The sequence below is a fragment of the Modicisalibacter ilicicola DSM 19980 genome (genome assembly GCF_900128925.1).
Taxonomy (GTDB): domain Bacteria; phylum Pseudomonadota; class Gammaproteobacteria; order Pseudomonadales; family Halomonadaceae; genus Modicisalibacter; species Modicisalibacter ilicicola.
The window spans coordinates 136,537-149,161 of the sequence record NZ_FQUJ01000011.1 but is presented as its reverse complement, the minus strand read 5'-3'; the positions used below and the strand labels follow the sequence as shown (position 1 = coordinate 149,161).

The following is a 12,625-nucleotide window of genomic DNA, read 5'->3' as shown; positions in this document are numbered from 1 at the left end:
GTTGTTGCCCTGGGTACCCAGCCCGAAGACGATGCCCTGCTGGGCATAGTCGGGAATGGTCCCCGCCGGCAACCCTTGGGCCGCCAGGGCCGCCGGGAAGGGGTTATCGAAGCGCGTGTCGATCGTGAGCTCGTTCAGTGCCGCATCGCTCAGGTCCAGGTACCTGATGAAGTCGTTGGCGCTATTGCCCTTGGCGATATCCCCGTCGGAGGTGGCGAGCACCAATTCGCCGTCCTGGATCGTGGCGAGCTTGCCGGCATCGGTCACGTCGCCCAGCACCCCGTCGAAACCGCCTTCGGTCAGCGGATCGCCGGGGAGTTCGAAGTCCAGCGCCAGTAGCGCCCCGATCTCCTGGTCGTCCTCGGTCACGCTGCCGACCGCGCTGTCACCGTTGGGGTCGATGGCGTACTGGGTGTCGCTGACCCCCAGCAACTCCACCAGCACGCTGTCCGTACCGTCATCGATGTCGTCGTTGGGAACATCGATGGCCAGGGTCGCGGCCCCGTCGACGAAGGTCACCGTGGCGGTCTGGGTCGTGGCGCCGCCATCCGTCGTGTAGCTGAGTTCGAGGTCGGCGTTCACCCCCGCCTGGGTGGCCAGGTCGAAGAACAGCGTGGTCACTCCGCTGTCACCACTCTCGGCCAGGGTCGGCGCATCGCTGATGGCGATCAGCGCGGCCTGGTCGTCCTCCACCACGCTGCCGTTTGCCGTATTGGCATTCGGATCGATGGCATAGTTGGCATCCGAGACGCTCAAAAGCGCTACCGTCACCGTGTCCGTGCCGTTGTCGATATCGTCGTTGGCGACCTCGATGGTCAAGGTGGCGACCCCATCGACGAAGGTCACCGTGGCGGTCTGGGTCGTGACACCGGCATCGGTCGTATAGGCGATATCGAGGGTGGCATTCACGCTGGCCCCTGTGGCCAGGTCGAAAGACAAGCTCGTCGTGCCGCTGTCGCCACTCTCGGCCAGGGTCGGCGCATCGCTGATGGCGATCAACGTGGTCTGGTCGTCCTCCGCCACGCTGCCGGTTGCCGTGTTGGCGTTCGGATCGACGGCGTACTGCTCGTCGGTGACGTTCACCAGCTTCACCGTCACGTCGTCGGGTCCGTTGTCGATATCATCGTTGGCAACATCGATGGTCAAGGTGCCGGCCCCATCGACGAAGGTCACTGCCTGGGTCTGGGTCGTGGCGCCGGCGTCGGTCGTATAGACGATATCGAGGGTGGCATCGACACCGGCCTCGGTGGTTAGGGCAAAGGCCAGGGATGTGACGCCGGTATTGCCGCTCTCCAGGACGGTCGGTGCATTGGCGATGGCGATCAGCACAAGCGGCTCGCCCAGCGGATCGGGGGTAGTGACCTCGAGATACTCCCAGCGCGCCTCGTAGGACCCCAGGGTCTTGTAGTCATTCGAGGTCACTCCCACCGCCGTGGACGTCGCCGGGTCGAGCAGGTTGGCCAGCACCGCCTCCGGCACGGCCTCCGCGGTGGCGGTGACGAACCCTCCGGTCGGGCTGGCCCGCAGTCCGCCCAGCACGGCCCCGCCGGCACCGAAGAGCGTCACGATCGGCGTGACGGTGCCCGCCGCCTTGTCGACCGACAGGGTCATTTCCAGGGAGGCCACATCATCCAGCCCCAGGCTGCTGTCCACCAGCAGATCGCCAAGCGCGTAGGTCGTGTCGATGCCGCCAAGATCCGGGTTGGACCAGATCTGGATCACGTTGCCCTTGTTGCCACCGAGGACAAGCTTGACCAGCTCGTTGTTGCCCTGGGTGCCCAGCCCGAAGACGATGCCCTGCTGGGCATAGTTGGGGATGGTGCCTGCCGGGAGCCCCTGGGCTGCCAGGGCTGCCGGGAAGGGGTTGTCGAAGCGCGTGCCGATCACGATCTCGTTCAGCGTATCGCTGCTCAGGTCAACGTACTTGATGAAGTCGTTGGCACTCTGCCCCTTGGCGATATCGCCGTCCGAGGTGGCGATCACCAGGTCGCCACCCTGAAGCTGAGTGGCCTTGGAAGCATCCTGGATGCCGCCCAGCAGCCCGTCGAAACCACCCTCGACCAGGGGCGCACCGACCTGGTCGAAATTCAGTGAAAGCAGCGTGTTGCTGGTCGGTGCGATGTCGAAACTGGTCTCGAAGGCCGCCACGCCATTTCCCGAGGTATCCTGGTAACTCCCCGCGGCGACACCGACGGTGTAGTCGCCGCTGCTCCAGGCACCGGTATCGCTCGGCGGCATCAACTGGTACTTGATGGTGGCGGTCTTGCCATCCGCGCTCAGTACGATGGCATCGCTGCCTGGCGCCAGCGCGACCGTCGAGGGCTCGATGCCGGTGAAGATGAGTTCATCGCCGTCGATGGAGGCGACATCGATGCCCGTCTCGTCCTTGACCACGACGGTGGCCAGGATCGGGCTGTCGTTGTCGGTCGGCTCCTCGACCCAGATCAGCTTGACCGCGGGCGGCGTCCTGTCCGGTGCCGAGACACCGAAACCGAACTGCTTGATCTCGATGGCGTTGATCTTGGGATTCTGAACGTCGTGCAGGAAGGCCAGGTTCAGGGTGTCGTCCTGTGTCGTCAGGGTATAGGTCCGCGAGAGCCCCACGCCCAGCAACGCCTGCTGGCCGGCATCGGCGCCATACAGGTCGACGGCCTCCTGCAGGGGGTTGATACCGGAGAATTCGGCCGGGACGCTCCCCTCCACCTCGACATCGAAGATGCGGTCGCTCTCGTTGAAGATGCCCGGCCAGTTCTCGGTGTAATACAGGGTGATCGCATAGGTCTCACCGGCGGTCACCGGGAAGGCATACTCGATGAGCGGCATGTCAGGGTCGTTGTCACCACGCTCGGTAACGAACACCTGCCAGGGGACCGTCCCGTCCTCCCCCAGGTTGGTGAGGTCGATCTCGCTCTTCTCGTCCGACAGCTCGTCGCTGTAGGTGTCGGACTTGTTACCGAACAGGAAGGGGTAGTCCGAATCGGCGTCCCCCAGCCAGGGCAGCCCGCCGTCGGTGGCGGCCACGGTCCCGCCACCGGTATTGACGCGATAGATGACCGTCTTGATGTCGTAGGAGACCCGGGTGCCGAACTCCGTCTGCTCGATCTCGAAGACCGACGGGCCGTCGGCCGGGTCGAAGCCCGCGAACTGGTCGCTTTCCAGGTTTATCGTTGCGGTTTCCCCGGTCTGCGGGTCGGTGAAGGTGAGCTTGACCACCCCTGCATCGAGGCTGTAGCCGACATCCTCGGCGGTGAAGTAGCGGTCCAGTATCAGGAAATCGTCATCCGGCAGGAAGTCGGTGATCAGGCTGCCATCGATGTGCTCGAAGGTGCCGCGAATGCTGTCCGCACCGCCACCCCCGGTGAAGGTATTGAGGCCCGCACCGGCAATCATCACGTTATCGCCACTATTGCCGGTCACGCTGAAGTCGGCCGCCGAACCGCTGCCGTCGAAGTTCTCGACGTTGGCGGCCAGAGGCGCCAGGTCGGTGTCGCTGCCGGTGTAGATGATGGTATCGAAGCCCTCGGTGCCCTGGGTGCCGACCTCGGCGGCGGTATCGGCCAGGATCTCGTTGCCCAGCGCCTCGATGCGCAGATCGTAGAAGTCGATCGCCGACAGGCCTGTTTCGGTGGCCGCGTCCTCGGGGGAGGTCTCGGCGATGAAGCCGACCGCCGCCCCGGAAGGCAGGGTCGTGTCGCCGTCGCTGATGGTGTGCGCGCCGGTCAGCACATCCTGGAGCACGCCGGGCGGCAGCGCGAAGCCACCCAGGTCGAGCATGACCGGCGTCGCCGCGTTATCGAGCTGGTAACCGGCGCTGACCGCGAAGTCGTTGCCAATGTCGACTTCCAGGAGCAGGTCGAGTGTCGCCACGCTGCTGCCGCTGAGCTCTGGTGCGGCGACGCGAGTCAGCGGAGTGTAGACGTCGTCTATCTCGTAGCCCACCTCGAAGCCCGCGGCGAGCACGCCATCGATCATCATCGCCCCGAACACCAGGCGCAGGAAATTGGCCTGGGTTCCATCACCGAGCATGATGCCGGTGAGCTGACCGGGCTTGAGACCGCCGCTGACCGAAGATACCCAGTTCTGGGCCTTGGAGGAGACCACCAGGCGATCCACGTTCGGGCCGGGCTTGATGCCCACGTGCATGGCATCGCGCGCCGTGTTGGCGCTGCCTGTCATCGTGCCACCGATCACCTTCTTGATCTGGAAGATCGGGGCATTGCCTCCGGGGATGATGTTGCCGCCGAGATCATAGAGGCCATCCTCCTGCTTCTCGGGTTCGAACCCCTCGTCGGCGGTCCTGGCATCACGGTTGGGGGTGACGCCATCCAGCGCCGCCCCCATCAGGCCGGTATCGAAGATGGTGCCGGAAAAGCCGCTCGTCTCGGAACCGAAGTCGAGCACGAGACGCTCGTTCACGTTCAGATCGAAACCGTTGTCGTCGCTGAACTCGAAGGGATCGTGAAGGTGATCGACGCCATCGCCGTCCTGGTCGGTCGGGTCGACGATCTCGCTGCCGGCCAGCGGCACGGCGCCGTTGTTGGGCTGCAGGATCTCGATCAGCGGACCGTTCTGCTTGAACACCGTCGTCCATACCGACCCCTGGAAGGCCGTCTGGCCGTCGAAGGGGGTCAGGTCGTCCCCGATCGACGCCAGCCCCAGGGGGGCGCCGCTGACGGCGATGGTGGAACGCTCCAGGGCCAGGGTCTGCCCCTTGGTGCCGGTGGTGGTCTGCATGACGCCGTTCTCGTCACGCCCCATCACCGTCAGGGAGCTCTGGTTGAGGCTGGCCGCGAGGATCGCGCCGGACATCTTGATGCCATTCTCCGGATCGTCGAGCACCGTCGAGGTGTATTCGGTGAGGCCGTTGACCGAGCCCTTGCCGGCATCGACGGCACCGTCGGTGTACCCGCCCTCGAGGTAGTTGCCCTCGATGGGGTTGAGGCTGGCCACCACCTCGGCGAAATCCGCCGGCAGGCCGCTCTGACCTAGCACCGTCTCGCCGTTGATCGTCGCCGGCCCGTTCGGATAATCCCGGGTATAGTAGGCCTTGCCGGCGTCGGTGATGTAGTAGGACTCCCCTGGCGTGACGCCGATCACGCGACCGGTCAGGTCACCGGCAGCCACCGTGGCGTAGCGGCTCTCGACCTCGCTCAGCCAGGCGATCACGGCATCGTAATCGCTGCTGCCGGGGCCATCCTTGTCGACATCCGAGACCATCAGGTAGGCATCGGCGACACCGTTCGCGGGGGTGAAGAGCAGTCCCGACTGGCCGCCGCTGGCCCGCGTCGGATTGGGGTGGCCGCCATACACCAGGGTCAGGGTCTCGCCGCTGTCCGGGTCCAGCCACTCGTAGGTCGCCGCCCCGCCGGGACCGGCGGAGAGCTGACGGCCGGCGAGGTCGTCCGAGCGCGTGATCTCGTGAAACTGATCGTAATTCTTGGGATCCCAGCTTTCGAGGTTGATCGGATCGCCGCTGTTGCCGTCGCCGTTGTTGAGGTTGGTGGCGATGTAACCGATCCACTGGGCGTAGTCGAGGGCCGCGCCATCGTCGCCGGCCTCGCCGATCGGGCGTCCGCCCCAGCTGTTGTTGCTGCCGTTGTCGTAGGTCCAGACCCGACCGTCCTCGGTCACCTCGACGTCGTAGGCGTTGCGATAGCCCGCCGAGTAGATCTGCACGGGGCCGTCGGGGTCGATCTTGCCGCCGTTGAGACCGTCGTTGCCGCCGAAGGGGTCGCTGGTGTCCGGCTCACCGGGGCGCGTCGGATCGTCGAGGGTGGGCACGTCGTAGACATACTGGCGCCCGGTGAGCGAGTCGGTGAGCACCTCCATGCCCTTGAGCTGGTCGAGATCGACCTCCAGGATTGCCGCACTGTAGGCGGTCTCCTGCTGGCCGGCGAAATTGTTGGAGGGTGCGCCATTGTTGGCATTGCCGCCATTGGCCACGATCAGCCGTTCGCTGACCAGATTGCCCGAGGCATCGAGCTGCTGGATGACTTCGAGACCGTTGAGGGCGTGATTCTCCTCGGAGCGTGCCAGCCCGCGCACGAGATCCACGGCGGTCCAGCCGGTTTCGGTCTGGTCGATGCGGGTGATGACGCCAGAGTTGGTGTCCAGTCCGGTGTCGTCGCCGTCGCTGGCGCCGCCGATGCGGCTGTCGCTGGAGGTCACATAGACGGAAACCGCAGGCTTGCCGAAGATCGTGACCGGCTGGCCAAGGGCATCGTATTGCGGCACGACGGAGATCCCCGTCACCTGCCGCGCGTTGCCGCTTGCCGCACTGCCATCGTCATTGAAGTTGGGGATGTCCTTGACGAAGCTCAGGGTCTCGGCATCGGTCACGTAGAAGGAGTTGACGTTGAGCGTATCGTTGGGGTCGGGATCGCCGAAGGCCACGGTCAACACCTTGACGTTACCACTGACTTCCGTCACGTAGAGGCGTCCATCGGGGCCCCAGTCAAGAGATGTCGGCTGCGTCAAGGTCACCAGACCGTTGAGATCGAGACCGCTCTTGGAGAAGTTGTTGGTAACCATGCTCGAACATCCTGTAAAAGTCGTGGTCGGCTTCCGGAACGGAACGCCAGGAAACGTTTTCAGGACGCTCGATATTCACCATTTCTCAGGACACGGCTGATCTCTTCATGACCGCCTAAGGAATCACTGCATAAATGCCTACACGAACGAATTGCTGCGTTGCGCGGTGCTCGAAAACTCGCCTAACCCCATGTTATGTCTCGTTTTCTGCGCTCCGTGCGCCTTGCACTTCATTTCGCTCGGCGATTTATTCAGAAATTCCCTAACGCTCTTGCCTGCCAGGTGTTGTTATTTGCGATGCGTAAACGACGTCCTGTCGGCATAGCATCGCTTCTTTTACAAGCAGTAACAAGAATGGACCTCTTGTTACCTCGCCAATTTAAATAGCTAATTCCCCGTCATTATTTAACTAGAAATTCATGGTCAAAAAGGCGGTTTACACTTAGGGAAAGCAAGCAAGAAAGCATTAAGTGAACGAAAACAATCGCACCACTCATGACCACCTCGAGGAATGATTTATTCACCAAATACTGAAAACCATCGGAAAACGGGAACATCGTGCGGGCATGGGCCCGGCACTATACGGTCGCCGCTTCCAGCGGTTTGCCCCGAGTGCCGATCGAGCGCCGGTACAGGACGAACGCCAGCCCTCCGGCCAGGGCATTGCCCAACGCGGCGCCCAAAGCGACGCCGACGATGCCTCCCCACTGGGCGCCCAGCCAGAGACAGGGCAGATAACAGACAAACAGCCGCACGGCGGACATCAGCATGGAACGCAGAGGCCACCCCAGTGCATTCGATGCCGAGACGACGACCATGCACACCCCCAGCAAGGCGTAGCTGGGCAACAGCCCACGTATGAGTATCGTCAGCTCGCCGCGTATTTCCGGGTTGCCGGCCAGAAGATCTGCTACCCAGGGGGCGGCCAGGGCCAGCAGCAGGCCCAGGGCCAGCTGCCAAACCGCCACGACGCGCAGTGCCAGCCTCATCAGGCGCCGGATCTGCTGCCAGTCGGCGGCACCGTAGCAACGCCCCAGCCAGGGCGGCAGCGACATGGTCAAGGCCAGTACCACCATCAGCGAGACCGTCTCCAGCCGGCTCGCCATGCCCCAGGCGGCGACCGCGGTCTCGCCCAGGGAGGCCAGGATCGCCGTCGCCAGCATGGCCGCCAGGGGTGGCATCAACTGACTGATCATGGCGGGGCCCGCGATGCCCAGAAACGGCCCTGCGGAACGACGCATCTCCATGCCCAGCGCCTGCCTGGCCAGCCAGTCGGTCTGCTTTAGCCTGAGGCCCAGCACCAGCAGTCCGAGGGTGAAGGCGATGGCCGTGGCCCAGGCGGCCCCGGGCAGGCCCAGCCCCGGCCAGCCGCCGAGCCCGAAGATCAGCAGCGGATCGAGGAGCAGATTGAGCAGGCTGGTCAGCACCATCATCTTGCCGGGCAGGCGCATGTCGCCATGGGCCCGGAACAGGCTGTAGCCGAAATAGAGCAGCGCCCCGACCCAGGAGGCCAGCAATTGTGGCGTCCAGTAGGCACGAATCAGCGGCAGCAGCGCCTGGTCGGCCCCCAGGAGCCGGAACAGCGGTGCCTGCAGGATCAGCAGCGAAAGGCACAGAATGCCCACCATCAGGCTGCCGCCCACCAGCACCAGGCTGCCCAGGCGTCTGGCGCGAGACGCTTCCCCGGCCCCCAGGGCCCGGGAGATCAGGGCGGCGATGGCGATTCCCAGCCCGACCTGCACGCCGATGATGAGAAACGACATCGGGAAGGTGAACGACTGAGCCGCCAGGGGCGCGGTGCCCAGGCGCGCGATGAAGGCACTGTCGACCAGTTGAAAACCCAGCAGCGACAACACGCCGAGGGCCATGGGCCAGGTCTGTCTCCAGAGCTGACGGCTGAGGGAAGGTTGACTCACAAAGGCTCCGAAGAGAGGTGGCTTGAGACTCCCGATGGCACGTTCTGGGGACGATGCCACATACCCGGCGCCAGACGGCACGAGCCGCCGGACATGGGGTGCACAAGAGGAAAAGGCCGACTGGCTGTTGATGGCGCCTGCGCGGGCGGCTCGAGTGCCTTCAGTGGATCGGCACGGTACCCGATGCCGCCGGCAGCGCGATCAGCTCGCCTGCCTCGTGACTGCTCATCGGCTTGAAGAAATGGTAGCCCTGCACCAGGTCGCAGCCCATTTCCTGTACCAGCTCGAGCTGGGCCTCATTTTCCACGCCTTCGGCCACGACTTCCAGACCGAGGCGGTGGCCGATGAACACCGTCGCCTCCATGATCGCTCGATCGCGGGGCTCGGACGGCGCATCGCGCACGAAGGTTCTGTCGATCTTGATCGAGGTGACGGGCAACTGCTTCAGGTAGCTCAACGAGGAGTAGCCGGTACCGAAGTCGTCGAGGGCGATCTTCATCCCCTTGTGGTAAAGGCGGTTCAGTCCCGCCAGGATTCGGTCACTGGCCTGGATCAGCACGTTCTCGGTCAGTTCGATACCGATGTCCTGCGCCGTCAGCCCATGATCGGCCATGTGAGCCTCGAGGCGCTGCAACACGCCCTCCTGGGCAAGCTGCTTGCCGGAAAGGTTGATATCGATGCGACGGCCGCCCAGGCCGCGGGCCTTCCAGCTTGCCTGCTGGCGACACGCCGCCAGCATGATCCAGTCGCCAAGGGGATGGATGAGTTCCGAGTATTCGGCGACCTCGATGAGTTCGGCCGTCGACACGGCGGGGCCCTCCTCGGGAAACCATCTCAACAGCGTCTCGAAGCTCTCGATGCGTCCGCTGCGCGCTGCCACCTGGGGCTGGTAATGCAGCACGAACTCATCATGACGCAGTGCATTGCGCAGCCGCCTGGTGAGCTCGTGTCGACGCTGCACATCGCGATGAAAGCGTTCATCGAAGAAGTGATCGTTGTCCCGTCCACCAAGCTTGGCTCGGTTCTTGGCCACGACGGCATTGTGGATCAATTCGCTCGCCGTCGTCCCGTTGTCCGGGAACAGGCTGATACCGGCACTCGAGGTGACGTAAAGTTCCTCTTCCCGGAGCATGAGCGGCTGGCTTAGTGCCTGGTGGATGCCTTCGACCTGGGCGAGCACGTCGTTGCTGGACTTGAGCGCGGGCAGTGCCATGACGAACTCGTCCCCGCCGAAACGCGCGAGCAGGTCGTTGCCGCGCTGGCAACGACGCAGGCGATGCGCTATCAGCGTCAATACTTCATCCGCGCTCGTGTAGCCATGCGCGTCATTGATCTCGGCGAATCGATCGATGCCGATGAAGATCACCGCCAGCTGGTCGCCCCGAGGGCTCTGGTCCAGGCAGGTCGCGAGATCGGCCTCGAAGGACTGGCGGTTGGGGAGCCCCGTCAAGGCATCGAAGCGCATCACGAAGTCGAGCTCGCGCTGCGCCTGCTTCTGATCCGACAAGTCGACGTCGACACAGAACATGAGCGGGTTGCTCGTGTGTTCGCCCAGCATGACATGATGGGAAAAGACCGCAACCGGCGCACCCGACTTGTGCTTCAGTTCCAGTTCGCTGGCCGTGATCTCCTTGCCCTCCTCCACCCAGGCACGATGCGCGGCGATCACGTGCTCCTTCATGCCATCGGGAATCAGCAGTTCTTCCAGGAGTCGGCCTGTCGCCTCGCCCCGGGTATAGCCGTACAGCCGACAGCTCGCCTCGTTCCAGTAGATGACCCGGCGATCCTTGTCATAGCCCTGCACGGCCACCTTGGGCAAGCTCTCCAGCAGCGCCCGGAAGCGCTGCTCACTCTCTCGGTGACGATACTTCACCTGCTCTATATCGGATTCAATCCGCAAGGCCTTGCCCGGCTGCCCGGGGCGTCCCGACGCTGCCAGCGCCGCCAGGAGGATTGCCGGCAGACCCAGCACCCACCACGGCGGGTCGAGGAAGAAGATAGCCAGGAATGAGGCGCCGGTTGCCGAGGCAAGCAGTGCCGAGACTGGATACCTGATGTTGCCGGAATCAGACATTCGCCACCATCAGAGGCATGGATTGTAAGGCATGTTAACTATTCTTAACTCCCTCGTAAGCCCTCAAAAAGACCACTCAAGGCGCCTTATTCGAGCGATCACTTCCTTCATGGGTCGGGGCAGCTAGCATTACATTAGAACTATAGAATAAAAAGACGGGAAATTTCCTGGCTCGCCTCTTGCGCTTCGGTGGTTACAAATAACCATTTTTCTAACACCTGACCGATACGTTTAACCAAAAAATCAAACGTTAGTTACTTATATATTTAAAAAAAGTTGGTTTAGTAAAGGAGGCTTATTGATTTCCTACTAAATTGGCTTTCTCCTACTATCCTTTACCCGTTAGTTACAAATATACACTTTGATTAACACCAAAATTGTTCCCCAGGAGAACTTCATGGCCTTGACCCACCTATCCCCGCTCGCTCGCCCCAACTTCGCGTATAGTGACAACTACTGGAGCCCGCAGGTACACGTCGATACCTCCATCCGGCACTGGAGCAAGACGTCGGTCGGCCATCGGGTAGATATCGACGCCTGGAGCGCGTTCTGTGACAGGTTACCGCGTGACCCCTATGTCAATTCACGCTGGAAGCGCATGGCATGGATGCACCTGCTGGAGAGCGGGGATGTCGAGTGCATGGGCGAGTGCCCCATGGCCCAGGGCGGCATGTTCAACGATGCCCAGAGCATGGCTGACAAGTTACGCTACTACCCTGCACTGGAGTCGGAATTCATCGCCCGGGAGGACTTCAAGTCTTTCGTCCGCGGCTGGGCGAACCTGTGGGGCCTCGGCCCTCGGGAGCCCATCCTGGTCCAGATAACCGGTGTCCGGGGGACGGGGCGGGTCGACCCGCTCCAGGGCCAGGGCATCCACGCCGATGGCTGCAAGTACCTTAGCGTCCTGGTCCTCAAGCGTGAGAATGTCACCGGTGCCGCCAACCACCTCTACGCCGACAAGGCGGGGGCGCAGTCCTTGGGAGAGGTGCTGCTGGCCCCCGGCGATATACTGCACATCCGGGATGACAAGCTGTTTCACAGCGCGGAGGCCATCACTCAGACCGACCCCGGGCAGCCCTTCGAGCGCTTCATCGTGATCATCAACAGCCGCTTCGTCGACGGTTTCCAGAACCGCATGCTCAGACGCCATTTCCCCCAGGCAGTGCTCAACGACGCCTTCTAGCCACTCGGTGTCGCGGCAACGAGAAAGCCCGGTCGGCAGGCACCGACCGGGCTCTTCGACACTGTCATTCTCGGGGCGGGATCACGCGTCCCAGTCGGGGGCGAAATCCGGATTGGCGATGCGCTCGCCGACATCGAGCTTGTCGATCCGCGCCATCTCGTCTTCCGAGAGCGTGATCTTAAGCGCCTCGAGGTTGGCCTTCTGATGCTCGGGCCTGGTGGAAGACGGGATCACCACGATGTCGCGCTGGGCCACCCAGGCCAGGGCGACCTGGGCCGCCGTGGCGTCATGATCCGCGGCGATCTGAGTGAGTACCGGCTCGTCCATCACCTTGCCCACCGCCAGCGGCATGTAGCCGGTGACCTGCAATCCCTTGGCCTGGCAATGCTCGACCAGCTTGCGGTTGGCGAGGAAGGGATGCACTTCGATCTGGTTGGTCACCAGGTGCTCGCCGCCGGGCAGCGATAACGCTTCGTTGACCTGGGCGATGGTGAAGTTGGAGATGCCGATACGCTTGGCCAGCCCTTTTTCCCGCGCCTCGCCGAGGGCGCCGATATATTCGGCCATGGGCACCTCGTCGTCGGGCGAGGGCCAGTGCAGCAGGGCCAGGTCGACCTGATCGACCCCCAGCTTGCGGCAACTCTCCTCCAGGCTGGCGATCAGGTCGTCGTGCCTGTAGCGGTCCCACCACACCTTGGTGGTCAGGAAGATCTCCTCCCGCGGGACACCGCTTTGCTTGATGGCCTGGCCGACGGCCTCTTCGTTTTCGTACATCTGGGCGGTATCGATGTGGCGATACCCCAGTTCCAGCGCCGAGGTCACGGAATCGATGACATCCTGCCCCTTGAGGCGAAAGGTGCCCAAACCGATGCGCGGCAATACGTCCGTTCCTGCCATGTCGAGTCTCCTGTCCTGAAGATC

General features: G+C 63.2%; 5 protein-coding genes. 1 reads left to right on the top strand and 4 read right to left on the bottom strand.

Annotated elements, in window-relative coordinates; translation table 11 throughout:
• The 3 genes from BUA41_RS13200 to BUA41_RS13190 form a co-directional block, all read right to left on the bottom strand.
• Positions 1-6,531 (bottom strand): hypothetical protein (locus BUA41_RS13200; RefSeq protein WP_217652825.1); only part of this gene is annotated, 6,531 nt, incomplete at its 3' end.
• A gap of 578 nt (positions 6,532-7,109) precedes the next feature.
• On the bottom strand, positions 7,110-8,399 hold the full coding sequence (locus BUA41_RS13195; protein ID WP_072823624.1) for an MATE family efflux transporter: 1,290 nt from the start codon (positions 8,397-8,399) through the stop codon (positions 7,110-7,112).
• 208 nt (positions 8,400-8,607) lie between these two features.
• Positions 8,608-10,521 carry a putative bifunctional diguanylate cyclase/phosphodiesterase gene (locus BUA41_RS13190; protein ID WP_084671567.1) on the bottom strand — a complete coding sequence of 638 codons (1,914 nt, stop codon included), beginning with the start codon at positions 10,519-10,521 and terminating at the stop codon, positions 8,608-8,610.
• A 397-nt stretch (positions 10,522-10,918) separates the two neighbouring features.
• Between BUA41_RS13190 and BUA41_RS13185 the strand changes: the two genes are divergently transcribed.
• Positions 10,919-11,704, top strand: a complete 786-nt coding sequence (locus tag BUA41_RS13185) for a 2OG-Fe dioxygenase family protein (RefSeq protein ID WP_072823622.1) — start codon at positions 10,919-10,921, stop codon at positions 11,702-11,704.
• A gap of 81 nt (positions 11,705-11,785) precedes the next feature.
• Here the strand turns inward: BUA41_RS13185 and dkgB are convergent, their stop codons facing one another.
• Positions 11,786-12,601 (bottom strand): 2,5-didehydrogluconate reductase DkgB, encoded by an 816-nt coding sequence (gene dkgB, locus BUA41_RS13180; RefSeq protein WP_072823620.1) that lies wholly within the window; start codon positions 12,599-12,601, stop codon positions 11,786-11,788.
• Between the last annotated feature and the right edge of the window lie 24 nt (positions 12,602-12,625).